The sequence below is a fragment of the Rhizobium sp. H4 genome (genome assembly GCF_003013335.1).
GTDB lineage: Bacteria > Pseudomonadota > Alphaproteobacteria > Rhizobiales > Rhizobiaceae > Rhizobium > Rhizobium sophoriradicis.
The window spans coordinates 35300-59076 of the sequence record NZ_PSOW01000002.1 but is presented as its reverse complement, the minus strand read 5'-3'; the positions used below and the strand labels follow the sequence as shown (position 1 = coordinate 59076).

Below are 23777 nucleotides of genomic sequence, written 5' to 3'. Positions count from 1 at the left end.
CGGCGGGCCGTCAGCCTCGTCCGTTCAAGGTCTCAACCGCGCCATTGTATAGGCGTCGACATACTGTCCCGATCGAAAGCCGAAGGCCTTCAGCAGGCCTTCCCGTTCGAAGCCGAATTTCTCATAGAGGCTGATCGCGGCGTCGTTGTCGGTATAGACGGTCAGTTCCAGCCGCTTGACGTCAAGCCAGTCGTCGGCGGCCTCGACCATCGACCGAGCAGGATGCGTCCGAAGCCGCGGCCGGTGAAATCGTCATGCACGCCCATGCCGACGCTGGCGACGTGCTGCCGGCGGCCGCCGAGACGGTTGAGGCCGCAATTGCCGACGATCTTGCCGTTCAGCGTGACGACGAGATTGAGCGCGCCCGGCGAGGGATTTTCCATGCGCTTGCGAACCTCTTCGACCCTTTGGTAGGGCGGCCGCAACGTGCCGGCGCGGTAGCCCGGCAAATTCATGAGATCGGTGAGTTCTTCCGCATCGGAAAGGCGGACTGAACGCACCAGGATGCCCTCCGGCAAGCGCGCTCGGCGGCTCGGTCCATTCTCTTCATTTTCGGACATTGGATGCTCTCCTTGGGGTTCAAGAGGAGAGCCGGTTTCCGAAAACCCTGCTCGCCTCAGCAGGGTTTCGGGGTGATCGGATCGCTGTTAACGCGCCATTGCTCCGGCATACCCTTCAAGGGTCGTGGTGTGATGGATAAGCGCTGCCATGGTCACGGAACCGATCATGAGTAGCAATTTTGGATATCTGTCGCGAAATGTCAACCGACGCGCGTGGGCAATTTGCGCGGCCGCAAGCCGAGCGCTATTCCTGTGGCAGGTGAAACGATTCGGACGCGGCATTGAAGACCATTGCGATTGATTTCGAGACGGCGAACGAGCAGCGCGGCAGCGCCTGTTCCGTCGGCCTTGCCTGGATCGAAGAGGGCAGGGTGATACGCGTCGAGGAACGGCTGATCCGGCCGCGGGAGATGCGCTTTTCCGGGATGAACATCGCCGTTCACGGCATCCGGCCGGAAGATGTCGAGGATGCGCCGGAGTTTCCCGAGGTGATGGATGAGTTCCATGACGATTTCAGGGGCGCGACGATGATTGCGCATAATGCCGCCTTCGATTTCAGCGTCTGGCGGGCGAGCCTCGATCTCTACCGGCAGTCCTATCCCGAACTGACCTACCTCTGCAGCCTGAAGATGGCGCAGCGGATCTGGCCGCATTTTCTCTCGCACCGGCTGAACCTGATCGCCGAGCATCTCGGCCTGCGCTTCATGCACCACAACGCCGCCGAGGATGCCGCCGTTTGCGCGGCAGCGGCGATCGAGATGGCCAAGGCAGTCAAGGCGAAAGCCGTCGAGGCGATCCCGGCACTGATCGGCATGACGCCGGGGCGGCTGATGGCGCGCGGCTATGCCCCCTGCACTTGCCGAAAGGCCTGAGCGGTTTCTTGCAAAGCAGGGGCGCGTGCTTATCTAGAAGGCGCCGATCAAGCGATAGAGCGCCTTTGGCGCGTCCCGTCGGACGCGCGGCGCTCCAGGGAGCTGCCATGTCCAAGCCGCGCAACCTTTTCTTTGCTGCCCTCTCTCTTTTCGCGCTTTCAGCGGGCGCCGTCTCGGCCGAAGTCGTCGGTAAGGTCGGGGTTGACTGGATCGGCAACGACATCATCGTCGAGGCAGTCTCCGATCCCGAGGTCAAGGGGGTCACCTGCCATGTCACGTATTTCGACCGCAGCCTGATCGACAGGTTCAAGAAAGGCAACTGGTTCGAAGATCCGTCTAACAATTCCATTGCCTGCCGGCAGACCGGACCGATCGAGGTCGGCAATATCGACGTGTCCAAAGACGGCAGCGAAGTGTTCCGCCAAGGCATGTCGCTGATCTGGAAGACGCTGGTCGTCAACCGCATCTATGACAAGGCGAACGACACGCTGATCTACCTCGCCCATTCCAGGGAGCTGACGGATGGCTCGGCGAAGATGTCGATTTCGACGATTCCGCTCTACGGGCAGAACGTCACCTGGAAGAATGGGAAGCCGCAATAAGGCGAGGGTAGCGTTCGATTTCGGGGCAGTGCATTGCTTCCTCCTCGCCCTCATTCCTGTGCCTGTCACAGGAATCCAGCGCGCCCAAGTCCTTGGGCGCAAGAGACTCTTCTATCTGCTGCAAGTGAGGTCATTCACCGCGCGGACGCGCGGTGGCTGGATCTCTGTGACGAGCACAGAGATGAGGGAGGATGGGCCGTGCCATGGCTCTGAAGAGATTGGTGGCAAGTCGGTCTTTTCAAACAAAAAGGCCCGGACGAGCCGGGCCTTCGCATTCCGTTCAGCGATAAATTTCAAGCCGCCTGATTCAGCTCGTCGGCAATCACGGTATCGAGGTTGAGGAAGCAGACCATGGTCTTCTCAAGCGCGACGATGCCGCGGCAGAAGGCGCGCTGGGCTTCCGGGATGATTTCCGGCGGCGGCTGCAGGTCTTCGCTCTTGATGGTCATCATGTCGGAAACCTGCTCGACCAGCAGCCCCACCAGCTTGCCGGCGATGTCGGTGACGATGATTGCCGAGCGCTCCGAAGGTTCGGTCATCTTCATGCCAAGGCGGCAGGCCATGTCGATGACCGGGATCACCGCGCCGCGCAGGTTGATGAGGCCCAGCACGTAAGGCGGAGTATGCGGCATCGGCGTCACCGGTGCCCAGCCGCGGATTTCGCGGATGGCCATGATGTCGATGCAGAATTCCTGGTCGCCCAGATGGAACGAAACGATTTCGAGATAAGCGCCCGACTGTTTGATGGCGTTGTTGTTCATGGTCAGAATTCTTCCCAGTTGTCCCCGGCGGGTGAGGCGATGACTTTGGCAGCAGAGCCGCCGTTGAATGCGCCCGCGACCTTGCCGATCAGGCTGCGCGCGGGAGAAGGTCTCGAATGCGAGGCGGCGGTTGCCTCTCGCGGCGTTTGCCGGGCGCTCATGCCCTCGCCGGTTTTGAACTGCTTGATCAGCTGCGTCAGGTTTTCCGCGTCGATGGCGAGCGTATGGCTTGCGGCGTTCGTCTCTTCCACCATGGCCGCGTTCTTCTGCGTGACCTGATCCATCTGGCTGATCGATGTGTTGATCTCGTTCAGTCCGACCGATTGTTCGCGCGCAGAGGTTACGATTGATTTAACATGTTCGTCGATGCGCAGAACATCTTCGCCGATCTGGCGAAGCGCTTCACCGGCGGCTGTTACCAGTTCGCCGCCGATCTTCACTTCCTCGCCGGATTTTCCGATCAAGGCCTTGATATCCTTGGCAGCACCCGCGGCGCGGCCGGCGAGTTCGCGCACTTCCTGGGCAACGACGGCGAAGCCCTTGCCGGCCTCACCGGCACGCGCCGCCTCGACGCCGGCGTTGAGCGCCAGCAGGTTCGTCTGGAAAGCGATTTCGTCGATGACGTTGATGATCTTGCCGATCTCACGGGAAGCACCTTCTATCCGTTCCATCGCGGCCATCGCATCGCCGACGACGATGTCCGATTTCGCCGTGTTCTGACGGGTATGCGAGACCATGTGGCCGACTTCCTCGGCGCGGTTGGTCGCATTGCGGACGGTGGCGGTGATCTGGTCGAGGGCGGCCGAGGTCTCTTCCAGCGAAGCGGCCTGCTGCTCGGTGCGCTTGGCAAGATCGTCGGCTGCGGCGCGCATCTGACGGCTGTTGGCTTCGATCGAGCTGCTGTTGAGGGCAATGTCGCTCATCGCCTTGCGCAGCGTCGCCGTCGTCTGATTGAAATCCAGGCGCAGACGCTCCAGCTCCTCGCGGAACGGCTGGTCGATCGTAACGGTAACGTCGCCGCCCGACAGACGGGTGAGGCCGGCGCCGAGCGCGGCGACGGCGGCGTTCAGGGCCTCGGCGTCGGCAAGCTTGGCGGCTTCGCGGGCGCGGTGCTCGGCGTCGCTGCGCTGCCTGTCGTTCTGGCTCTGCGCTTCGAGGTCGCGCTTTTCGATGGCGGCAAGGCGGAAGGCGTCGGCGGCGCGGGCCATGTCGCCGATCTCGTCGCCGCGGGCCTTTTCCGCAACGTTGCTGGTGAGATCGCCGCCTATGATGCGCCGCATGCTTTCGCTCACGGCTGTGATGCCGCGGCGGATCGATCCGCCATGGATATATTGCAGGACGCTCATGGTGAGGATGGCGAGGATGCCGAGTCCGATCTGCAGGAAGAGGGCACGTTGCGATATGGCATTGGCGGCCTGGACATGCTGATGGGCAAATACGGCACCATCGGCGGCAAGCTTGTCGAGCGTCTTCGTCAGCTCCTCGCCGGCGCCGTCGATCGTGTCGTCGATCTTGTCGAACGCCGCGTCGGGCGCACCTTGCTGGACCAGCGCGACGAGATCGGTCTGGATCGCCTTGCCCATCTCGGCGACGTCGGCGTCGTAGTTCTTCAGCAGGGCGCCGGCATTTATCTCGTCGGCCAGCAGACGTATGTCTTTCGAGCCGTTGGATAGGACGGCCAGAGAATCGGCAATCAGCTTGATACGCTCCGGCGCTACCGCCTTGTCATCCTTGTCGACGATGATGTCCATGGCGGCCAGCACCATCGTCAGGTTGGCAAGCCGCATGTCGTTGATACGGTCGACACTCGCCTGGATCTCGGTGGCGCGGCGCAGGCCGGCGTCGATGCGCGTGTTTTCGTACCAGCCCACGGCGAGCATCGTTCCGAAACCCACAAAAGCGGCGCCGCCGAGCGTCCAGAGCCGCTGGCTGACCGACAGGCTCTTGCGCACTGCTGAATTCGTCATGAAAAGACCCTTCCACAAACCGCTCGGGTTTATGCTTTTCTACCCTCATGCGGATGTCCGGGGTTTTCGCCACGCGGCAGACTTCATGTCAGAACGGCTCGATGGGGCCGCACGCAATGTTAAATATAGATAGGACGGCTTAAGTCTTTCCTAACGATGTTTATCTTGAGATCGCTGATAGGCCTCCGCGGCAAGCCATTAAAAGCATGTGATTTTTTGCTCCATCTCCGGGACTGATCGATGGATAGCCCGTTGCCGGCGGGCTTGGTCGGTGAGACAATTCATCACGGGTCAGAAAACATAATGTTGAATTGCGCCCGTCTGGTCGGGACTATATCAGCGGGCAAGAGCAGCCGGACATATTCGGCCCGGACGAGGACAGTGCCAATGAAGACATTCCGCATCGCCATCTGGGTCGGCGTCCTGATACTGGCCGGGATTCTCGGTTGGGTCACACTCAATCTCGACACATCGAAAGACGTGGTGGCGGAAGCTCCCTATGGCGTGCCTTTCACGCTCGTCTCCCAAAGCGGACAGCCGATCACCGAGCAGGCGCTGCGCGGCAAGCCGACGGCGCTGTTCTTCGGCTTCACCCATTGCCCCGAAGTTTGCCCGACGACGCTGTACGAGTTGAACGGCTGGATGGAGAAGGTCGATCCGGACGGAACCAAGCTGCAGGCCTATTTCGTGACCGTCGATCCCGAGCGCGACACGCCCGAAGTTATCAATCAATATGTCTCCAATGTTTCCAAGCGCATCATCGGCATTTCCGGTCCGCCGGATAAGGTCACCGAGGTCATCAAAGGTTTCCGCATTTACGCCAAGAAGGTGCCTGTCGACGATAAGGATCCGAACGGCGACTATACGATGGATCATTATGCCTCGGTTTTCCTTCTTGATTCGGCTGGACGATTTGCGGGGACGATCGCCTATGGCGAAAACCCGGACACGGCGGTAAAGAAGCTGGAGAATCTCGTCAGCAAAGGGTGACAGCTTCAGCGTGATAGGGCGCTGGCTCGACCGGTGGCGGGCAACGGAAACGGGAAAGACCGCCTAACGTGAGTGAAATCCGCCTCTACGTGTCGACGACCGAAAGCCAGGCCGAATCGATCCTCGACCTCCTGAGCGAAGTCTTCGGCGAAGAAGACTTTGCCATCGGCACCACTGAAATCGATGAGAAGAAGGATATTTGGGAGGCCTCGGTCTACATGATGACCGAGGACGAGGCGGACGTGCGCTCTCGCATCGAAGCGGCGCTGCAAAGCGCCTTTCCCGATGCTCAGCTGCTGCGGGAGGTCATCCCCGACGTTGATTGGGTGGTGAGATCGCTGGAAGGACTGAAGCCGGTCAGGGCAGGGCGTTTTCTAGTGCATGGCTCGCATGACCGCGACAAGGTCCGCCCCGGCGACATCGCCATCGAGATCGATGCCGGCCAGGCCTTCGGCACCGGCCATCACGGCACGACGGCCGGCTGCCTCGAAGTGATCGATCGTGTGGTGCGATCCCGCCGCGTCCGCAACGCGCTCGATCTCGGCACCGGCAGCGGTGTGCTGGCGATTGCGGTGCGTAAGCTCAAGAACATACCGGTACTGGCCACCGACATCGACCCAATTGCAACGCGGGTGGCGGCCGAAAACGTTCGCCGCAACGGCATCGCCTCGGGCATCGTCACCAGAACCGCGCCGGGTTTTCATTCCACGGCCTTTTCCGAGCATGGTCCGTTCGATCTCATCATCGCCAACATCCTCGCCCGGCCGCTGATCCGCATGGCGCCGCAGCTTGCCGCCCATCTTGCGCCGGGCGGTTCGGTGATTCTTTCGGGGATTTTGGCTGCGCAGCGATGGAAGGTGATTGCCGCCTATAGCGGCGCGAGGCTCCGGCACGTCAGGACGATCTGGCGGAACGGCTGGGTGACGATCCATTTAGACCGGCCGTGAGTTTTTGGGCTGGGTCTGCAGTCCGCTTGTTGAGGCGCGGCGTCTTCTCCCCACCCTCATTCCTGTGCTCGTCACAGGAATCCAGCCACGGCGCGTCCGCGCCGTGAAAGACTCCATCAGACCTTGAAGAGTCTCCTGCGCCCAAGGACTTGGGCGCGCTGGATCCCTGTGACGAGCACAGGGATGAGGGAGGAGAGGTTGTGCATCTCGCCGATGCGAAACCGCTCTGCGCTACCCCGAAAATAGCAGAACTTGCCCAGCACAACAAAAAAGGCGGCGCCAGTGGCACCGCCTTGGACCGGTCTATCCGGTCAATGCCCGCGAGCTCGAAGGAGGAGGAGCGCTCGAGCGGGCTCTACTGCATTCCAATAGGCCGGTCCGGGGAGGAGACGGACGGCTTTCAGGTTCAGAACGCGTAGCTTGTGGCGCCCTGGTGGCGCGTGACGCGCTGGCCGGCACCGAGCAGCTTGAGGCTATCCTCGTTCTGCGGGCGGCGGGCGCCGATCACGTGACGCACGGTCTGGCGTTCGCCAGCCTGCACCGGGCTGCTGTATGCGAAGCGCGAGAGAGAGGCGGTCATTTCAAAAAATCCTTTGTTTGCTGGTTCGTCCGAACCGTTCGATGGCGTCTATATAGCTATTCTGAAATGCGGAGGCAGAGGGTTTTGCTCATGGGAGCCATGCGGCCAATGCAATGCGCGTGGCAAATTGACTTTTGTCGTCACAGTTCTGTCAAAATGCTGAGCGGGCTCGACGCTTTCGACTCGTTTCGTCGCTTTTTCTCCCCATCGATTGAAATTTCGCTAACATGGCCGCCATCCCATTAACCGGATTCGTCTCAAACATTCGGGTTTTCAGCATGTTTCAGTCCTTCGACGTCACCTCCACGCCGCATTTCGGCAGGGAACGGGTATCGGCACTGCGCGCGACTTTCGATTCGCTGGGCATCGACGCCTTCCTCGTGCCGCGCGCCGATGAATTCAACGGCGAATATGTTCCAGCATGCTCGGAGCGGCTGGCATGGCTGACGGGCTTTACCGGTTCGGCGGGCGTTGCGCTTATCCTGCGTGCGCAGGCGATCGTCTTCGTCGACGGGCGCTATGTGACGCAGCTTGCCGAACAGGTCGACGGTTCGGTGTTTTCAGGCGGCGATCTCGTCAACGAGCCGCCGCATGTCTGGCTTGCCGCAAATGGCGCCAAGGGTCTCAAACTCGGCATCGATCCCTGGCTGCATTCCGGCGCCGAGGTTCGCCGTCTGGAAAAGGCGCTTGCGGAGATCGGCGGCACGCTGATCCTCGTGCCGCACAACCCGCTCGACAGGCTCTGGAGCGACCGGCCGGCCGAGCCGCTCGGCGCCGTGACCATCCAGAATGTCGCCCAGGCCGGAGTGCTGGCGAGCGACAAGATCGCGACGATCGCTGCCAATCTTACGAAGAAGAACCTCGCGGCGGTGCTGATTGCCGATCCCTCTTCGGTCGCCTGGATCTTCAACATCCGTGGCGCCGACGTGCCGCACACGCCGCATCCGCTGGCGCGTGCCATCATCCTCGCCGACGGGCGGGCCGAGCTCTTCCTTGACAAGCGCAAGACCGGCATCGAACCGGAGGCCTATCTTGGGCAGATCTGCACCCAGCTGCCGCCTTTGGCGCTGGAAGAGCGGCTTGTCGCTGTTTCGAGGGATGGGGGCCGCGTGCTGATCGATCCCGATATCGCTTCCTATGCCCTCGCCGAGATCATCCGCAAGGCGGGCGGCGAGGCGGTGGAAGGGGCCGATCCCGCCAAGCTGCCGCGGGCGGTAAAGAACGACGTCGAAATCAACGGCTCGGCCGCCGCGCATCTGCAGGATGGGGCGGCGATGGTGGAATTCCTCTACTGGCTGTCGCAGGAAAAACCCGGCACGGTCAGCGAGATCGCCGCTGCCGAACGGCTCGAAGCGGCGCGTGCCCGCGTCGGCCAGAACATGCAGAACCCGCTGAAGGACATTTCCTTCGATACGATATCGGGCGCCGGCGAACATGCGGCGATCATGCATTACCGCGTGACGACCGAGACCGACCGGATGATCGAGGCCGGCGAACTCTTCCTGATCGATTCCGGCGCGCAATATATCAACGGCACGACCGACATCACCCGCACCGTCGGCATAGGCGCGGTTTCGCAGGAGCATCGCCGCTTCTTCACGCTGGTGCTGAAGGGCATGATCCAGATCAGCACGGCGCGTTTTCCTAGGGGTACGCGCGGCTGCGACCTCGATCCGCTGGCCCGTATCGCGCTGTGGCGGGCGGGGGCCGATTTCGCCCATGGTACGGGCCACGGCGTCGGCTCCTATCTCTCGGTGCATGAGGGGCCGCAGCGCATCTCCAGGCTTTCGACGCAGGAGCTGCTGCCCGGCATGATCCTTTCGAACGAACCGGGTTACTATCGGCCCGGCAGCTTCGGCATCCGCATCGAAAACCTGATCTATGTGCGCGGCGCCGAGGAGATCGAGGGCGGCGACATGGCCATGCTCGGCTTCGAGACGCTGACTTTCTGCCCGATCGACCGCAGCCTCGTCATCCCCGAGCTTCTGACTCATGACGAGCTGCACTGGTTCAATGATTATCACCGCCGCACGCGCGAGGCGCTGATGCCGCTGATCCACGATCACGACGTCAGGGCATGGCTCGAGAACGCGACGCTGCCCTTGGAATATTAGGGATTATCGCGCCTGAACGCCGGCGTTAGGCGCCGGCGCTATGGCGCCATATCATCACGACGATCCAGGCGGCGACCAGCATCCATGTATGGGTGAAACGCAGGCCGACGAAGAGAGCGACGGCGAGCGCCAGCTTCGTATCCCAGCCGCCGATGAAGAAGGCAGGTGCGACCAGCGTCGTCAGAACAGCGGCCGGCACGGCGTTCAGCGCCGCCTCCATGCGCGGCGGGATGCTCTTCATTCGGGTGATAAGGACATAGCCGCCGATGCGGGTGGCGAAGGTGGCGGCAGCGGCGGCGAGGATGACGAGCGCCATGTGAAGATCGAATTCCATGGCTCAGACCTCATGCACTTCGGATTGCAGGGCATCGGCTTCCAGATCCGGCTCCTGCCGGGGCAATGGCAGCAGGGCGGCGAGCACGATACCGGCAGCCGCGCCGAGGCTCACATGCCAGGGCGAGCCGACATAACGATAGGCGAGGACGGAAGCCACCGCGCTGACGAGCGCCACGGGCAGGAAATTGTCGCGCTTGCGGAAACCGAGGACGATGCCGAGGAAATAGGCCGGCAGCAGGATGTCGAGGCCGATCGCCTTGGGGTCGCCGATGAAGCCACCGAGCATGCCGCCGGCGATACTGATCAGCACCCATGGAATGTAGATGATGATGCCGAAGCCGAAATACCAGGCGAAGGTCAGCGGTTTTCCGGCCTCGCTGCGCTTCACAGCTTCGGCAAATTGCGGATCGACGAGCAGGAAGAAGGTGAAGAATTTCTGCACCGGCGTGAAATGGCCGATATAGCGCGCGAGCGCCGCCGAGTAGAGCACGTGGCGAAAATTGACGGCGAGGATTGACAGCACGATCAGCCAGGCGTGGACATTGTGGCCGAAGAGCTCGATGCCGACCATCTGGCTGGCGCCGGCATAGACCGTGGCGCTCATGAAGGCGGCTTCGGCAAGCGACATCCCGTTTTCGACCGCCAGCGCCCCGAACAGAGCGCCGAAGGGCGCCGACGCCAGCGCAACGGCGGAGCCTCCTCGCAAACCTTCAACAAAGTCGGCGCGATTCATCTGGATGATCCTTTTGGAAATTCAGTTTTCCCTTATGGTCTGCGATCTGCAACGGCAATTGAATTTCGTTGATTGATCAATCGATTTCGCTGAAGCATCAACCTACTGATCGTAACCGGCGGAGAGGGTGCCTATGAAGAAGATCGAATTTACCAAGGAAGCGAAAGCGGCGATCGTCTCGCGCATCCGCCGCTATTTCGAGACGGAACTCGACCAGCCGATCGGCGCGCTGCCGGCGGAGTTCCTGCTCGACTTCTTCGCCGAGGAGATCGGCGCTCACTATTACAATCAGGGTGTTCGCGATGCACACGCCGCCCTTTCGAAGAAGATGGAGGACCTCTCCGAGGACATCTATCTGCTCGAGCGTGACGAGAAGAACAAGGCTGCGGGCGCCTGAGCCGGCGCTTCACCCCTCGCGCTTCATCCGCTCCCGACGCGCCAGTTCGGCCTGCGAGGGATCCTGCATCGCGAAGCTGCCGGGCTTGACCTCGCCGGCGCGCTGATAGACGCTCATGGTGACGCCCGTCGTCGATACCGAGCTGGCGGTGAGCTTCAGCGCTGCCGGTGTGGCGCCCGTGCCGAACAGGCGCTTCCCGGGGCCGAGGATGAGCGGGAAGGTCAGGAGCCGGAGTTCGTCGATCAAGTCGTGCGCCAGCAGCGTTTGCAACAGGCCGCTGCTGCCCTGCGTCAGCAGGTCGGGGCCGTCCTCCTGCTTCAGCCGGGCGATTTCGGCGGCGGCATCGCCGCGCAGCGGAACGGAATTTTCCCAGGTGAGCGGCTCTTGCGATGTCGTCGCGACATATTTGGTCGCGGCATTGAAGACCTTTCCGATGGGGTCGTCTTGCCCGACAAAGGGCCAGTGCGCGGCGAAGATCTCGTAGGTCTTGCGGCCGAGCAGCAGAGCGAAGGGATCGGTAAAGATCCCGTCCATGAACTCCCCCATCGGCTCGTCCCAGTAATTGACGGTCCAGCCGCCAAGTTTGAAGCCGCCGGTCGGATCTTCCTCGGGCGCGCCGGGCGCCTGCATAACGCCGTCCAGGCTCACGAAGGCCGCAGTCACAAGCTTTCTCATCTCTCAACTCCCATGTTTGGTTCGTTCAGAAGCAAGGACGGATCGATATAAGCCGAACCGACACCGGACGCATCAATCCGGCGAGTATATTTCACCTTAACGTCAAATTATCGGGGCGCCGCTATGGTCACGGCATTTTCGATGACCGGATTGCTTCCGTTGGCTGTTATTGTCTCTAAAATCGATGAACCTCGATCAACAACGCTCTGCAAGACGTTGATCTTTGTGGTGTGGTTTGCGCTGACATCCGCGCTTTGTTGGTCAGAAACCGTGTGGCGCGATGAGGTTCGCGCCTTGTCGCTGGCCCTTCAGGGAGAGAATTTCGTCGACATGCTTCGTCAGATGCAGGGCGAAGGTCATCCGGCTCTCTGGTATATCCTGTTGCGCGCCGTTTATCTTGTCATCGGCTCACCGGTCGTCCTGAAAATCGTCGCACTGACGATCGCGGCCGCCTCGGCCTACCTTCTTGTTTTCAGGCTTGAACTGCCGCGCTCGATTATGCTGCTGTCGTTGTTCAGCAGCTTTTCGGTTTTCGACTACGCCGCGATGTCGCGAAATTACGGCATCAGCATGCTTTTGGTCTTCCTTATCGTCCTGAGCTGGGAGAGGGGAATGCGCAACGGCATGGTGCTCGGCCTGTTGTTTGCCTTGCTGGCAAATACCAACGTCCACTCGGTCGTGCTGGTCGGCGGCTTTCTTGCCTATTGGTTTTTCGATCTGATCCTGGCGCGTCCAAGACCTTTTCTGTCGGCATATCGCGCCTTTGGGACAGCCGCGGCCTTTGCCGCGGTCGGCGTTCTTCTGTGTGTCATGACAGTCTATCCGACCTTCAACGATGCCGGGCAGAACGATCTCGCAGGCAAGAATTTCGCTCCGCTAGTCCTTTATGCCTTTGCCGGGGCGCCTTCCTATTTCATGGAGTTCTACCCCGACAGGATCCTTCGACTGGTCTTGGCCGATCCATTGCTTGCTCGGGTTTTCGCCTCGCTGATGGCGGTGCTCATCTATGGCAGTCTGCTTAGGCTGGCCAACCGGCCGCCGGCGATGTTCGCGGCCGCATCGGTTCTCTTCGGGCTTTCGCTGCTTTTTACGCTTGTCTACCCAGGCAACTACAGACATCAAGCCTTATGGCTGGTCTTCATGATCGGCATCACTGCTTTGACCACGTCGCCTCGGCCCGGCTCCGCGGGCATAGCCGGTGTCGAGGCAGCCGGTGGCGTCGTCAAGATCGGGCGTCTGTGCTTCATGATATTGCTGGCGCTGCAGGTCGCCTCCGGTATCGAAAAGGTCCATCAGTTCCTCTTCACCGACATTCCGCTGAGCCGAGCCCGGGACCTCGGGTCGTTCATTCAATCGCGCCCGGACCTCAAGGATGCGATCATCATGGCGGATCCCGATTATCTCGTGGAACCCTTGCCCTATTACATCCCCAATCGCACCTATCTTCTACGGGAGCAGCGGTTCGGCGCGATCGTGCGGTATACCCGCCATGCGCGGCTTTCGCTCAGCCTTGCCGATATACTGCAGACGGCGCGGCAACTGCAGCAGAGCGAGGATGCGCCCATCGTCATTCTTCTCTCACAGCGGCTTGACCGGATTGCCGCGCCCGTCTCATTGCGCGAAAGTTACAGTTGGCTGCTGTCTCTGACGCCGGAGGAGATTTCCGCATTCCGGAGCGAGACGACCCTCGTCAGGCGTTTCGGCCCCGTTGCCGGCAGCGATGAGACATTCGATGCCTATCTGTTGAAATAGGAGATCGGCGGTTCATTCGCGCAAGGCATCCGCACTGTTGATCACGGCAATGCCGTGCGCCCGCATCTCATCGATGGCGGCGGCGACGCCTTCAGGCGTGATGCCGCGGCTGGCGTCCTCGATGAAGCGCACGCGCAAGCCCGGCATCATCTCCAGCGCGTCGAGGGCGGAGAATTTGACGCAGTAATCGGTCGCCAGCCCGCAGACGTCGAGGTCGGTCACACCCTGATCTTCAAGGAAATCGGAAAGGCCGGTCGAAGCGTCGCGGTCATTGTCGCGGAAGGCCGAATAGCTGTCGATCCCGGGATCCTCGCCCTTCTGCTGGATGAGGTCGATTTCTTCGGATTTGAGCTCCGGATGCAGTTCGGCGTCAAGCGTGCCCTGGATGCAGTGGTCGGGCCACATCATCTGCGGCTTGCCGGACAATTCCCCCATCTCGAAGGGGGCGGCACCCGGATGGGCGGAGGCGAAGCTGCCGTGGCCGGGCGGGTGCCAGTCTTGCGAAGCGACGATCAGATCGTATTTGCCGCTGTCGATCAGCCTGTTTGCGACGGGAACGACCTTGTCGCCGTCCGGCACCGGCAGGTTTCCTCCCGGACAGAAGCCGTTCTGGATATCAACGAGCAGCAGCGCTTTCATCAAGGCCAATCCCTTCGCGTTATGGCAATGCAAATGCCAAATGCACCGAATGCATCAACTAGTGAATTCCCGGAAGCCCGCATGCAAGCGTTAATTCTGTCACTGTTGGTAGCAGTCGGCGGAAAAGAATTTGCTAATTCAACCAATGCGATAGGTGTCGGTTGCGTCCGGCAAAGAGGGCGGCCTTGCCGGCCGCCCCGATTTCTGCCTTTCTTGCCCGAGCAGCAAGCCGAGACCGAGACCCATGTCCGAACCCCAGACAGATGAAAAGATCGATGCAACCTTCCGCAACGGATCGTTAACGGCAACCGGAATCATTCTTGGTTTCTCGCTCAACTTCATCAGTCTGTGGGTTTCCAACCCGAATGACTGGAGCCGTGTCGATCTGCTGCCGATGGCATTCCTGACCGTCGGCATCGCCATTCAGGTGAAGGTGTTTGCCGATCTTTTGGCGCGAGACTCGCTGCTCGCCGTCAAATACGACCGGGCGCGCCGGCTGTTCCTGATCGGATTGTCGATCGTCGCCCTCGGAATGGGGATCGCTCTGCTGAACGATATCCTAGGGCTCAGCAGTATGCGGATGTTCGGGTGACTGTTCCTGCGGTTCGTCGCGCGGTCAGACGCGCTCAACGAAACCGTCCAGCACCCGCTTCTGCCCCGCACGGTCGAAGTCGATCGTCAGCTTGTTGCCTTCAATGCCGGTAATGTTGCCATTGCCGAATTTCATGTGGAATACGCGATCGCCAAGGGTGAAGCGCGACGGCTCCGACGAGGTCGACTTCGCCACCAGCTCGCCATCGATCGTGCGTCCCTTCGGGCCGCTTTCGCCATAGCCGATGCGTTCGACGGCGTGGCCGGAGCGGGTACCCCAGTTGTCGCGCGTGGCATCGGTCTTGTTGGCCTGGGCACGTTTCCAGCCGGGCGTGGAATAGGAGTTGGCGAAAGGTTCGGCCTTGTCGAAGCGGGACTGGCCGTAGCCGCCGCGGCCGTAACCGCCGTAGCTCTGCTCCATCTCGGCGACCTCGACATGGGTTTCCGGCAGCTCGTCAAGGAAACGCGAGGGCAGCGTCGATTGCCAGAGGCCGTGGATGCGGCGGTTGGAGACGAACCAAATGTGGCAGCGGCGCTTGGCGCGGGTGATGCCGACATAGGCCAGCCGGCGTTCCTCCTCCAGGCCGGCGCGGCCGCTTTCATCCAGCGAGCGCTGGTGCGGGAACAGGCCTTCCTCCCAGCCGGGCAGGAAGACGGTATCGAATTCCAGGCCCTTGGCCGAATGCAGCGTCATGATCGAAACGGCGTCGAGGTTCTCGTTGGTCTCTGCATCCATGACGAGGGAGACGTGCTCGAGGAAACCGCGCATCGACTCGAAGCTCTCCATCGAGCGGATCAGTTCCTTCAGGTTTTCGAGGCGGCCGGGCGCTTCGGCGCTCTTGTCGTTCTTCCACATGTCGGTATAGCCGGACTCTTCGAGGATCTGCTCGGCAAGTTCGGTATGCGGCGTGTTTTCAAGCAGTTCCTGCCATCGGCGGAAAGATTGAATCACGTCGAAGAGAGCCTTGCGTGCCTTCGGCTTCAGTTCGTCGGTCTCGATCATGTCGGCGGCCGCCGCCAGCATCGGGATATCGCGGGCACGCGCATAATCATGCAGGGCGCGCACCGTCGTATCGCCGAGGCCGCGCTTCGGCGTGTTGATGATGCGCTCGAAAGCCAAGTCGTCGGCCGGTTGGGCGACCAGGCGGAAATAGGCCATGGCATCGCGGATTTCCAAGCGCTCGTAGAAGCGCGGGCCGCCGATGACCCGGTAATTGAGGCCGAGGGTGACGAAGCGGTCTTCGAACTCACGCATCTGGAAGGAGGCGCGCACGAGGATCGCCATGTCGTTCAGCAGATGCTTGCCCCGCTGGAGCTGCTCGATCTCTTCGCCGATGGCGCGGGCTTCCTCCTCCGAATCCCAGGAGGCGTGGACCTGCACCTTGACGTCGTCGGGATCGGCGCGGTCGGTGAACAGCGTCTTGCCCAGGCGGCCTTCATTATGGGCGATCAGATGGGCGGCCGCACCGAGGATATGTTCGGTCGAGCGATAATTGCGCTCGAGCTTGATCACCTTGGCGCCGGGGAAATCCTTCTCGAAGCGCAGGATATTGTCGACCTCGGCGCCGCGCCAGCCGTAGATGGACTGGTCATCGTCGCCGACGCAGCAGACATTCTGGGGCTCGCCCTTGCTGCGCTGGGCAAGTAGCCTCAGCCACATATATTGTGCGGTATTGGTGTCCTGATACTCGTCGACGAGGATATAACGGAAGCGGCCGTGATATTCCTTGAGGAGATCCGGGTTCTTGCGGAAGATCGCGATCGGATGCATCAGCAGATCGCCGAAATCGCAGGCGTTGAGCGTCGACAGGCGCGCCTGATAGGCGAAATAGAGATCACGGCCGCGGCCATTGGCGAAGGCACGCGCGTCGCCTTCGGGAATATCGGCCGGGCCGAGACCCTTGTTCTTCCAGGTGTCGATCATGCCGGCGAACTGCTTGGCCGGCCAGCGCTTGTCGTCAAGACCTTCGGCCTGGATCAGCTGCTTGATCAGGCGGACGACGTCGTCGGTGTCGAGAATGGTGAAATCGGAGCTGAGGCCGACGAGTTCGGCGTGACGGCGCAGAAGCTTGACGCCGATCGAATGGAAGGTGCCGAGCCAGGGCATGCCCTCGACGGCGCCGCCGACGAGGAGCGCGATGCGCTCCTTCATCTCGCGGGCGGCCTTGTTGGTGAAGGTGACGGCGAGAATCTGCGATGGGAAGGCGCGGCCGGTATTGAGGATGTGGGCGATGCGCGTGGTCAGTACTCGTGTCTTGCCGGTGCCGGCGCCAGCGAGGACGAGAACCGGACCTTCCAAGGTTTCCACGGCTTCCGTCTGTTCGGGATTGAGGCCCGCGAGGTAATCCGGTCGCTTGCCGCCGTCTCGCGCCGCCATGGCGCGGGCGGCGATACCGCCGCCGGCAGCGGGCGCCCTTCCGGCGGGTGCGGCAGGCGGCTGCGGCTTGCGCGCCATTTCGCCCGGCTCTTCGTCGAAGAAGGGGATGTCGTCGAAACTATTGCTCATGGCGCGTAATGTAGTGATTCGGGAGGGAAAGACCAGAAAAGATGTTCTGCTTTCATTCCCGGACTGCCGCGATCCCAGGCGGTTCGCCGCCACGGCACTGCGGCAACGGATCGGAATGTGGCGGCTGGGACCGCGGCGACTGCCGAAAAATTTCTGCGGCAGCTGTCGGTGCCGGCGCCGGATCGACGTCCTTGGATCATCGAACAACGATCCGGATCATCCCGCCGACAAGCCATCAGGAGGAAGTTTCATGCCGAAGGTCATCTCAAATCTCTGGTTCGCGGAGCAAGCGCGCGAAGCTGTCGAATTCTACATATCCATCATCCCCGATTCCAGGATCGGCCGCACGACTATATTGCCGGCGGAAACGCCGAGCGGTCCTCCCGGCAGCGTCGAGCTGATCGAGTTCACCCTCGGCGACCAGGCTTTCCTGGCGATGAAGGCCGGCCCGCTCGACAGCTTCAATCACTCCTTCTCGATCGCGGTTTTGCTGGAAAGCCAAGCCGAGATCGATCGGGTCTGGGATGCTTTTCTCGCCAATGGCGGCACGCCTGAGGCTTGCGGCTGGCTGAAGGATCGCTGGGGTCTTTCCTGGCAGATTGTGCCGCGGGTGCTTTCGGAAATGGTCGCTGACAGCGATCGCGAGCGGGCGAGGCGGGTGACCGAGGTGATGCTCGGCATGGTCAAGATCGATATCGCCGCGCTGGAAAAGGCGTTCAACGGCTGACGGCGCGGGCGGGCGCGTGGTCACGATGCGCCCGTTCTATTCTGTCGGAGGAAGAGAGCGCGATTCGCCACCCGTACCGACCGGGCTTGTCGGCCGCCGATTTCCCGCAGCTCGAATCACCGGCGCCATTGCACACCTTTTTGACAGTCATGTCACGTCGCTAAATGTGCTGATATCGCGATGGGCCTTTTCTCAACTACAATATGAAACAGTTTCGTAGAGTAAAAAAATACCGGTGCATGCAATTTTTTGTGCATTGCCACAAACAGCCGGTGAGCGTCGAATATACCTACGAAACTATTGATTCTTAGGAACGCCGTGGCCATCTCGATGGTTATACGGCTTAGAGCCTGCGGCATAACCTTAATGGAGGTCCCATGCTGAGTGAATCCGTATTCGATGCGTTCACGCGCAGTTATGAAGCGCGCCGCGAGACCGACATCTCGGTTTCGGAATATCTCGACCTCTGTAAAAAAGAACCGATCGCCTATGCGAATGCGACGGAGCGCCTGCTAGCTGCCATAGGCGAGCCGCAGATGGTCGACACCGCCAGGGATGCGCGCCTCGGCCGGATCTTCATGAACCGGACTATAAGGGTCTATCCAGCGTTTGCCGGCTTTCACGGCATGGAAGAGACCATCGAACGCATTGTTTCGTTCTTCCGGCACGCGGCGCAAGGACTCGAGGAGCGCAAGCAGATTCTCTATCTGCTCGGCCCGGTCGGCGGCGGCAAGTCATCGCTGGCGGAGCGGCTGAAGCAGTTGATGGAGGTCCATCCGATCTACGTGCTGAAAGCGGGCGACGAGATCAGTCCCGTGTTCGAGAGCCCGCTCAACCTCTTCGATCCTGAGACGATGGGCTCGCTCCTCCAGGAGCAGTATGGCATCCCGCTGCGGCGCCTGAACGGGCTGATGAGCCCTTGGTGCCTGAAGCGGCTTGACGATTTCGGCGGCGATATTTCCCGATTCCGCGTGGTCAGGATACAACCTTCGCGGCTGCGCCAGATTGCGATCGCCAAGACCGAGCCCGGCGACGAGAACAACCAGGACATTTCCTCGCTGGTCGGTAAGGTCGATATTCGCAAGCTGGAAACCTACTCGCAGAACGATCCCGACGCCTACAGCTATTCCGGCGGGCTCAACCGCGCCAACCAGGGCATTCTCGAATTCGTCGAAATGTTCAAGGCGCCGATCAAGATGCTGCATCCACTGCTGACGGCAACGCAGGAGGGCAACTATATCGGCTCCGAAAATATCGGTGCCATACCCTTCTCCGGCATCGTCCTCGCGCATTCGAACGAGGCGGAATGGCAGACCTTCAAGGCCAACAAGAACAACGAGGCCTTCATCGACCGTATCTGCGTGATCAAGGTGCCCTATTGCCTCCGGGTGACGGAGGAACAGAAAATCTACGAGAAACTGATCGAGGGATCCGAACTGGCGGATGCACCATGCGCACCGGCAACGCTCGAAATGCTGGCGCGTTTCTCCGTGCTTTCTCGCCTGCGCAAGCATGAGAACTCGACCTTCTTCTCGAAGATGCGCACCTATGACGGCGAAAGCCTGAAGGAAAGCGATCCGCGCGCCCGCAGCGTTCAGGAATACCGGGATGCTGCCGGCATAGACGAAGGCATGGACGGGATATCGACCCGCTTCGCCTTCAAGGTGCTCGCCTCCACCTTCAATCACGACACCACGGATATCGGCGCTGATCCCGTCCATCTGATGTATGTGCTGGAACAGGCGATCCGTCGCGAGCAGTTTCCCGACGATGTCGAGAAGCGTTATCTGGAATTCATCAAGGCCGATCTTGCGCCGCGTTATGCAGAGTTCATTGGCAACGAGATCCAGAAGGCCTATCTTGAATCCTATGCGGACTACGGACAGAACCTGTTCGACCGCTACGTAGACTATGCCGATGCCTGGATCGAAGATGTCGACTTCAAGGATCCCGATACCGGCCAGCTTCTCGACCGCGAGCTCCTCAATCAGGAACTGACGAAAATCGAAAAGCCGGCTGGAATCGCCAATCCGAAGGACTTCCGCAACGAGATCGTCAAGTTCTCGTTGCGATCGCGGGCAGCCAACGGCGGAAAAAATCCGTCGTGGACGAGCTACGAGAAGATCCGGGAAGTCATCGAGAAGCGTATGTTCTCTCAGGTCGAGGATCTTTTGCCGGTCATTTCCTTCGGATCGAAGAAGGATTCGGAAACCGAAAAGAAGCATAGCGAATTCGTCTCGCGCATGGCCGCGCGAGGTTACACGGAGCGGCAGGTTCGGCGCCTTGTCGAATGGTACATGCGCGTCAAACAGGCAAGTTAATGCGGAGCCATTATGCACATTGTCGACCGGCGGCTAAATCCGCGCGGTAAAAGTCTGGAAAATCGTCAGCGGTTCCTTCGACGCATGAAGGGAGCCGTGCAGCAGGCGGTGAAACGTTCGCTGCAAAACCGAAACATTCGAGACGTGCTCGACGGCGGGGAGATCAGCCTGCCGATCGATGGGATGGCCGAACCGAGCCTGCGCAGGGGTGAGGGCGGTATTGCCGATCACATCCTGCCCGGAAACCGGGCCTTCGTCGAAGGCGACATCATTCCGCGGCCGCCGAGCGGGAGGGGTGGAAAACCAAAGGATGCGGGCGAAGGCGATGGTGAGGACGGCTTCCGTTTCGTCCTGACGCGGGAGGAATTCCTCGATGTGTTCCTCGACGATCTTGAACTGCCCGATCTCGCCAAGCGGCGTCTAGCCGAAACCGAGGAGGAAACGCCGTTCCGGGCTGGCTATTCGGTTTCGGGATCGCCCTCCAACATCGCCGTCGGCCGCACGACGAAGCTTGCGATGATGCGCCGTGTCGCGCTTGGCCGTCCGCGCCGCGAGGAAATCGAAGCGCTGCAGCGGCAGATCGAGGAATGCGAGGACGACGAGAGCCGTCTGGCGCTTGAGGCAAAGCTAAAATCGCTGACGGAGAAAAGCCGGCGCATTCCCTATATCGATCCGCTCGACGTTCGGTATCGCCGCTTCGAAAACGAGCCGAAGCCTGTGGCGAAGGCAGTGATGTTCTGCCTGATGGACGTCTCGGGCTCCATGTCGGAGCACATGAAGGACCTGGCCAAGCGGTTCTATCTGCTGCTCTATCTTTTCCTGTCGAAACGCTACAAGAAAGTGGAAATCGTCTTCATCCGTCATACTGACAGGGCCGAAGAGGTCGACGAGGAAACCTTCTTCTACGGTCCGGCGACGGGCGGCACGCTCGTTTCCAGCGCCCTTGCCGCGATGCGGGCAATCATCGCGGCGCGCTTCGATCCCGCCGAGTGGAACATCTACGGCGCCCAGGCTTCGGACGGCGATAACGCCCATTCGGACGGAAACCTGACCGGGCAGTTGTTGCGCGAAATTCTGCCGCTGTGCCAGTATTTCGCCTATATCGAAGTCGGTGAGGAAGGCGGGGATTCATCCATATCCCGGTCACCGCTGTGGATGCTCTATGACGGGATCCGTTCCGAGCCGCTGCCGCTGTCGATGCGGAAAGTCTGCCGGCGAGGCGAGATATTCCCTGTTTTCCACGATCTGTTCCAGAAACGTGACGCACAGTCAAAGGTGACGCCATGACCATGACGGTGAGGCCGAGAGACCGGCTCTTGTTCGAGGGGGCCGACTGGGACTTCGCAACACTGCAGCGCATTCATGATGCCTGCGAGGAGATCGCCCTCGGCGAACTCGGCCTCGACGTCTATCCGAACCAGATCGAAGTCATTACGTCGGAGCAGATGCTGGATGCCTATTCCTCAACCGGCATGCCGCTCTTTTACCGGCACTGGTCGTTCGGTAAACACTTCGCGCATCATGAGACCTTCTACCGTCGCGGTATGCGCGATCTCGCTTACGAGATCGTCATCAACAGCTCCCCTTGCATCTCCTATCTGATGGAGGAGAACACGGCGACGATGCAGACGCTTGTCACCGCCCATGCCGCCTTCGGTCATAATCACTTCTTCAAGAACAATTATCTCTTCAAGCTTTGGACCGATGCCGAGGGTATTCTCGATTACCTCGACTTCGCAAAGGGTTATATCACGCGTTGTGAGGAACGTTACGGCGAGACGGCAGTCGAACGGACGCTTGATGCAGCGCATGCGCTGATGTCGCACGGGGTGCATCGGTACGCGGGCAAGACCGCCATCGATCTTCGTCAGGAGGAGAAGCGGCAGCAGGAGCGCCGCGCCCACGAAGAGCAGATGTTCAACGACCTGTGGCGCACGGTTCCCGTCGGCAAGGCGAAAAAGGCCGGTGACATCGGCTTGGAGAAGCGTCGCGCCGCGCTCGGCCTGCCTCAGGATAATATACTGTATTTTCTTGAGAAATCTGCACCGCGACTGCAGCCCTGGCAGCGCGAGATTCTTCGCATCGTCCGCCATGTCGCGCAATACTTCCATCCCCAGCGGCAGACGAAGGTCATGAATGAGGGAACCGCAACCTTCGTCCACTACCAGATCATGAACCGGCTTCACGAGCGGGGGCAGATCAGCGACGGGAACTTCCTCGAATTTCTGAAGTCGCATGCCAATGTCGTCTTCCAGCCAAGCTATGACGATCGACGGTTCTCGGGATTTAATCCCTATGCGCTTGGTTTTGCGATGATGCAGGATATCGAGAGGATCGTCACGAGGCCGACGGAAGAGGACCGCACGTGGTTCCCTGACATCGCCGGCCGCGGCGATGCGATGGCGGTCCTGCGCGACATCTGGGCCAATTACCGCGACGAGAGTTTCATCAGCCAGTTCCTGAGCCCGAACCTCATCCGGCAATTGCGGCTCTTCCATCTCTACGACGATCCGGAACAGGCCGAGGGTGTGCTGGTTTCGGCGATCCACAATGAGCGGGGCTACCTGCGCATCCGTCGCCAGCTCTCCCGCGAATATGATATCGGCTGGACCGATCCGGCAATCGATATCGTCGATGTCGACCTCGCCGGCGATCGCCGGCTGCTGCTGCAGCATATCGTCATGAACGGCTGCTATCTTCAGGAAAACGACACGAAGCTTGTCCTGCAGCATCTCGCCGATCTCTGGGGCTACGACGTCTTGCTCCAGGAAATCGACGGTTCCAGTACGGTGGCGAGGGAGCACACGGCGAGCCCGCGTAAGATCGTTCAATAATCGCGGCACCGGTGGCATGCTTGTCTGTTGCTAGTCGATGATATATATCACGATAGCTATCGCAATGGAGAGGCTGTCATGGCAACGAAAACGGCTAAGATTTTTACGACCGGCCGCAGCCAGGCGGTGAGGCTCCCTGCGGAGTTTCGCTTTGAGGAGAGCGAAGTGTTCGTTCGTCGTGATCCGAAGACCGGTGATGTCATATTATCGCGCAAGCCGGATTCATGGGATGGCCTTTTCGAACTCCATCGGAAGGATCCGATTCCGGACGATTTCCTTGGACCGGCCGATCGTCGCCAACCTTCGCAAGATCGTGATCCGTTCGAAGGTTGGAAGGAATGACGGCATGGATGCTCGACACCAATATCGCCAGTCATGTCATCAAAGGCGATCGGCCGGAGATACTTAAAAGACTGGCGACGCTTCCAATGGACGAGATCGTCATCTCATCGATCACGGAAGGGGAATTGCTCCACGGTCTTGCCAAGCGAGGCTATCCGAAGGCGCTATCCGAGCGGGTAAGGCAATTCCTTCTCAGGGTCGATGTTCTCCCCTGGGATCACGACGTCACGCGAACCTATGGTGACCTGCGCGCCGCCTGTGAAGCCAAAGGCACGATTCTGGCGCCCCTGGACATGATGATTGCCGCTCATGCCGTCGCGACCGCGGCAACCCTCGTCACGCGTGACAAGGCTTTCGCTCGCATTTCTGAGCCTTTAAAGGTCGATGACTGGTCGGGCGGAAGAAGCTGAACCGCTTACATCAGGAATGATGGATGATCGATCAGCAATTACCGGTGGCAACAAAGGCAAAGCCTTCGTAATCTGCTGTCGTTGCGATCCCTCCGGGTCGGACAGCGCGGAGACGAAGGAC

The 23777-nt window shown here is 60.5% G+C and carries 22 protein-coding genes and 1 pseudogene; 14 read left to right on the top strand and 9 right to left on the bottom strand.

The features are described 5' to 3' along the window. Positions 1-24 precede the first annotated feature (24 nt). Positions 25-560, bottom strand: a pseudogene (locus C4N04_RS03025) (GNAT family N-acetyltransferase). A 281-nt stretch (positions 561-841) separates the two neighbouring features. Here C4N04_RS03025 and C4N04_RS03020 point away from each other — a divergent pair. After that, positions 842-1432: a 3'-5' exonuclease gene (locus C4N04_RS03020; RefSeq protein ID WP_106795405.1), complete on the top strand. Its 591-nt coding sequence runs from the start codon at positions 842-844 to the stop codon at positions 1430-1432. A 107-nt stretch (positions 1433-1539) separates the two neighbouring features. Then, positions 1540-2034: a CreA family protein gene (locus tag C4N04_RS03015; protein WP_077993011.1), complete on the top strand. Its 495-nt coding sequence runs from the start codon at positions 1540-1542 to the stop codon at positions 2032-2034. Between the two features lie 293 nt (positions 2035-2327). On the opposite strand, the gene C4N04_RS03010 is transcribed toward C4N04_RS03015, so the two are convergent. Beyond that, positions 2328-2795 carry a chemotaxis protein CheW gene (locus tag C4N04_RS03010; RefSeq protein WP_004668786.1) on the bottom strand — a complete coding sequence of 156 codons (468 nt, stop codon included), beginning with the start codon at positions 2793-2795 and terminating at the stop codon, positions 2328-2330. A 2-nt stretch (positions 2796-2797) separates the two neighbouring features. After that, a complete protein-coding gene (locus tag C4N04_RS03005) occupies positions 2798-4762 on the bottom strand; it encodes a methyl-accepting chemotaxis protein (RefSeq protein ID WP_077993010.1) in 1965 nt (654 codons plus the stop codon). Between the two features lie 387 nt (positions 4763-5149). Between C4N04_RS03005 and C4N04_RS03000 the strand changes: the two genes are divergently transcribed. Next, on the top strand, positions 5150-5752 hold the full coding sequence (locus C4N04_RS03000) for an SCO family protein (protein WP_077993009.1): 603 nt from the start codon (positions 5150-5152) through the stop codon (positions 5750-5752). Positions 5753-5820: 68 nt separating this feature from the next. Then, on the top strand, positions 5821-6699 hold the full coding sequence (locus C4N04_RS02995) for a 50S ribosomal protein L11 methyltransferase (RefSeq protein ID WP_009996126.1): 879 nt from the start codon (positions 5821-5823) through the stop codon (positions 6697-6699). Positions 6700-7105: 406 nt separating this feature from the next. On the opposite strand, the gene C4N04_RS31745 is transcribed toward C4N04_RS02995, so the two are convergent. After that, positions 7106-7279, bottom strand: coding sequence for a hypothetical protein (locus C4N04_RS31745; RefSeq protein WP_009996123.1), 174 nt, complete (start codon positions 7277-7279; stop codon positions 7106-7108). Positions 7280-7557: 278 nt separating this feature from the next. Between C4N04_RS31745 and C4N04_RS02990 the strand changes: the two genes are divergently transcribed. Next, entirely contained in the window at positions 7558-9393 is a 1836-nt protein-coding gene (locus C4N04_RS02990) for an aminopeptidase P family protein (RefSeq protein WP_106795526.1), read from the top strand. A gap of 25 nt (positions 9394-9418) precedes the next feature. Here C4N04_RS02990 and C4N04_RS02985 read toward each other — a convergent pair whose 3' ends face one another. Together C4N04_RS02985 and C4N04_RS02980 are read right to left on the bottom strand one after the other, a co-directional pair. Further along, positions 9419-9727, bottom strand: a complete 309-nt coding sequence (locus C4N04_RS02985) for an AzlD family protein (RefSeq protein ID WP_106795404.1) — start codon at positions 9725-9727, stop codon at positions 9419-9421. A gap of 3 nt (positions 9728-9730) precedes the next feature. Next, complete coding sequence (locus tag C4N04_RS02980; RefSeq protein WP_106795403.1) at positions 9731-10462, bottom strand: AzlC family ABC transporter permease; 732 nt, start codon at positions 10460-10462, stop codon at positions 9731-9733. Between the two features lie 133 nt (positions 10463-10595). On the opposite strand from C4N04_RS02980, the gene C4N04_RS02975 reads away from it, so the two are divergent. Continuing rightward, complete coding sequence (locus C4N04_RS02975) at positions 10596-10859, top strand: DUF2164 domain-containing protein (RefSeq protein WP_106795402.1); 264 nt, start codon at positions 10596-10598, stop codon at positions 10857-10859. A gap of 9 nt (positions 10860-10868) precedes the next feature. Here C4N04_RS02975 and C4N04_RS02970 read toward each other — a convergent pair whose 3' ends face one another. After that, the gene (locus C4N04_RS02970) at positions 10869-11534 is read right to left on the bottom strand and encodes a dihydrofolate reductase family protein (protein WP_106795401.1); all 666 of its coding nucleotides are present in this window, start codon (positions 11532-11534) and stop codon (positions 10869-10871) included. A gap of 159 nt (positions 11535-11693) precedes the next feature. Here C4N04_RS02970 and C4N04_RS02965 point away from each other — a divergent pair, with 159 nt between their 5' ends. Beyond that, complete coding sequence (locus C4N04_RS02965; protein WP_106795525.1) at positions 11694-13286, top strand: hypothetical protein; 1593 nt, start codon at positions 11694-11696, stop codon at positions 13284-13286. 12 nt (positions 13287-13298) lie between these two features. On the opposite strand, the gene pncA is transcribed toward C4N04_RS02965, so the two are convergent. Then, positions 13299-13925 carry a bifunctional nicotinamidase/pyrazinamidase gene (gene pncA, locus C4N04_RS02960; protein ID WP_051649896.1) on the bottom strand — a complete coding sequence of 209 codons (627 nt, stop codon included), beginning with the start codon at positions 13923-13925 and terminating at the stop codon, positions 13299-13301. 244 nt (positions 13926-14169) lie between these two features. On the opposite strand from pncA, the gene C4N04_RS02955 reads away from it, so the two are divergent. Then, complete coding sequence (locus C4N04_RS02955; RefSeq protein WP_038692701.1) at positions 14170-14517, top strand: hypothetical protein; 348 nt, start codon at positions 14170-14172, stop codon at positions 14515-14517. Between the two features lie 24 nt (positions 14518-14541). On the opposite strand, the gene C4N04_RS02950 is transcribed toward C4N04_RS02955, so the two are convergent. Next, positions 14542-17022 (bottom strand): UvrD-helicase domain-containing protein, encoded by a 2481-nt coding sequence (locus C4N04_RS02950; RefSeq protein WP_096770445.1) that lies wholly within the window; start codon positions 17020-17022, stop codon positions 14542-14544. Between the two features lie 250 nt (positions 17023-17272). Between C4N04_RS02950 and C4N04_RS02945 the strand changes: the two genes are divergently transcribed. The 6 genes from C4N04_RS02945 to C4N04_RS02915 all read left to right on the top strand — a co-directional run bounded on the left by C4N04_RS02945 (position 17273) and on the right by C4N04_RS02915 (position 23656). Beyond that, the gene (locus C4N04_RS02945) at positions 17273-17749 is read left to right on the top strand and encodes a VOC family protein (protein ID WP_038690088.1); all 477 of its coding nucleotides are present in this window, start codon (positions 17273-17275) and stop codon (positions 17747-17749) included. Positions 17750-18126: 377 nt separating this feature from the next. After that, the gene (locus tag C4N04_RS02935; RefSeq protein ID WP_038690085.1) at positions 18127-20070 is read left to right on the top strand and encodes a PrkA family serine protein kinase; all 1944 of its coding nucleotides are present in this window, start codon (positions 18127-18129) and stop codon (positions 20068-20070) included. Positions 20071-20082: 12 nt separating this feature from the next. Continuing rightward, a complete protein-coding gene (locus C4N04_RS02930) occupies positions 20083-21357 on the top strand; it encodes a YeaH/YhbH family protein (protein WP_038690084.1) in 1275 nt (424 codons plus the stop codon). Continuing rightward, positions 21354-22904, top strand: coding sequence for a SpoVR family protein (locus C4N04_RS02925; RefSeq protein WP_096770446.1), 1551 nt, complete (start codon positions 21354-21356; stop codon positions 22902-22904). Before C4N04_RS02930 ends, C4N04_RS02925 begins: the two co-directional genes overlap by 4 nt. Before the next feature lie 78 nt (positions 22905-22982). Next, the gene (locus C4N04_RS02920; protein ID WP_010061195.1) at positions 22983-23246 is read left to right on the top strand and encodes an AbrB/MazE/SpoVT family DNA-binding domain-containing protein; all 264 of its coding nucleotides are present in this window, start codon (positions 22983-22985) and stop codon (positions 23244-23246) included. Next, positions 23243-23656 carry a type II toxin-antitoxin system VapC family toxin gene (locus C4N04_RS02915; RefSeq protein WP_096770448.1) on the top strand — a complete coding sequence of 138 codons (414 nt, stop codon included), beginning with the start codon at positions 23243-23245 and terminating at the stop codon, positions 23654-23656. Before C4N04_RS02920 ends, C4N04_RS02915 begins: the two co-directional genes overlap by 4 nt. The last annotated feature ends 121 nt before the right edge of the window (positions 23657-23777 follow it).

Excerpts from the sequence above, each read along its gene's own strand:
- C4N04_RS02975 (WP_106795402.1), top strand. The coding sequence starts at position 10,596 with ATGAAGAAGATCGAATTTACCAAGGAAGCGAAAGCGGCGATCGTCTCG.
- C4N04_RS02980 (WP_106795403.1), bottom strand. The coding sequence starts at position 10,462 with ATGAATCGCGCCGACTTTGTTGAAGGTTTGCGAGGAGGCTCCGCCGTT.
- C4N04_RS02985 (WP_106795404.1), bottom strand. The coding sequence starts at position 9,727 with ATGGAATTCGATCTTCACATGGCGCTCGTCATCCTCGCCGCCGCTGCC.
- C4N04_RS03000 (WP_077993009.1), top strand. The coding sequence starts at position 5,150 with ATGAAGACATTCCGCATCGCCATCTGGGTCGGCGTCCTGATACTGGCC.
- C4N04_RS02990 (WP_106795526.1), top strand. The coding sequence starts at position 7,558 with ATGTTTCAGTCCTTCGACGTCACCTCCACGCCGCATTTCGGCAGGGAA.
- C4N04_RS02955 (WP_038692701.1), top strand. The coding sequence starts at position 14,170 with ATGTCCGAACCCCAGACAGATGAAAAGATCGATGCAACCTTCCGCAAC.
- C4N04_RS03015 (WP_077993011.1), top strand. The coding sequence starts at position 1,540 with ATGTCCAAGCCGCGCAACCTTTTCTTTGCTGCCCTCTCTCTTTTCGCG.
- pncA (WP_051649896.1), bottom strand. The coding sequence starts at position 13,925 with ATGAAAGCGCTGCTGCTCGTTGATATCCAGAACGGCTTCTGTCCGGGA.
- C4N04_RS02930 (WP_038690084.1), top strand. The coding sequence starts at position 20,083 with ATGCACATTGTCGACCGGCGGCTAAATCCGCGCGGTAAAAGTCTGGAA.
- C4N04_RS03005 (WP_077993010.1), bottom strand. The coding sequence starts at position 4,762 with ATGACGAATTCAGCAGTGCGCAAGAGCCTGTCGGTCAGCCAGCGGCTC.
- C4N04_RS03010 (WP_004668786.1), bottom strand. The coding sequence starts at position 2,795 with ATGAACAACAACGCCATCAAACAGTCGGGCGCTTATCTCGAAATCGTT.
- C4N04_RS02950 (WP_096770445.1), bottom strand. The coding sequence starts at position 17,022 with ATGAGCAATAGTTTCGACGACATCCCCTTCTTCGACGAAGAGCCGGGC.
- C4N04_RS02970 (WP_106795401.1), bottom strand. The coding sequence starts at position 11,534 with ATGAGAAAGCTTGTGACTGCGGCCTTCGTGAGCCTGGACGGCGTTATG.
- C4N04_RS02945 (WP_038690088.1), top strand. The coding sequence starts at position 17,273 with ATGCCGAAGGTCATCTCAAATCTCTGGTTCGCGGAGCAAGCGCGCGAA.
- C4N04_RS02925 (WP_096770446.1), top strand. The coding sequence starts at position 21,354 with ATGACCATGACGGTGAGGCCGAGAGACCGGCTCTTGTTCGAGGGGGCC.
- C4N04_RS02935 (WP_038690085.1), top strand. The coding sequence starts at position 18,127 with ATGCTGAGTGAATCCGTATTCGATGCGTTCACGCGCAGTTATGAAGCG.
- C4N04_RS02915 (WP_096770448.1), top strand. The coding sequence starts at position 23,243 with ATGACGGCATGGATGCTCGACACCAATATCGCCAGTCATGTCATCAAA.
- C4N04_RS31745 (WP_009996123.1), bottom strand. The coding sequence starts at position 7,279 with ATGACCGCCTCTCTCTCGCGCTTCGCATACAGCAGCCCGGTGCAGGCT.
- C4N04_RS02920 (WP_010061195.1), top strand. The coding sequence starts at position 22,983 with ATGGCAACGAAAACGGCTAAGATTTTTACGACCGGCCGCAGCCAGGCG.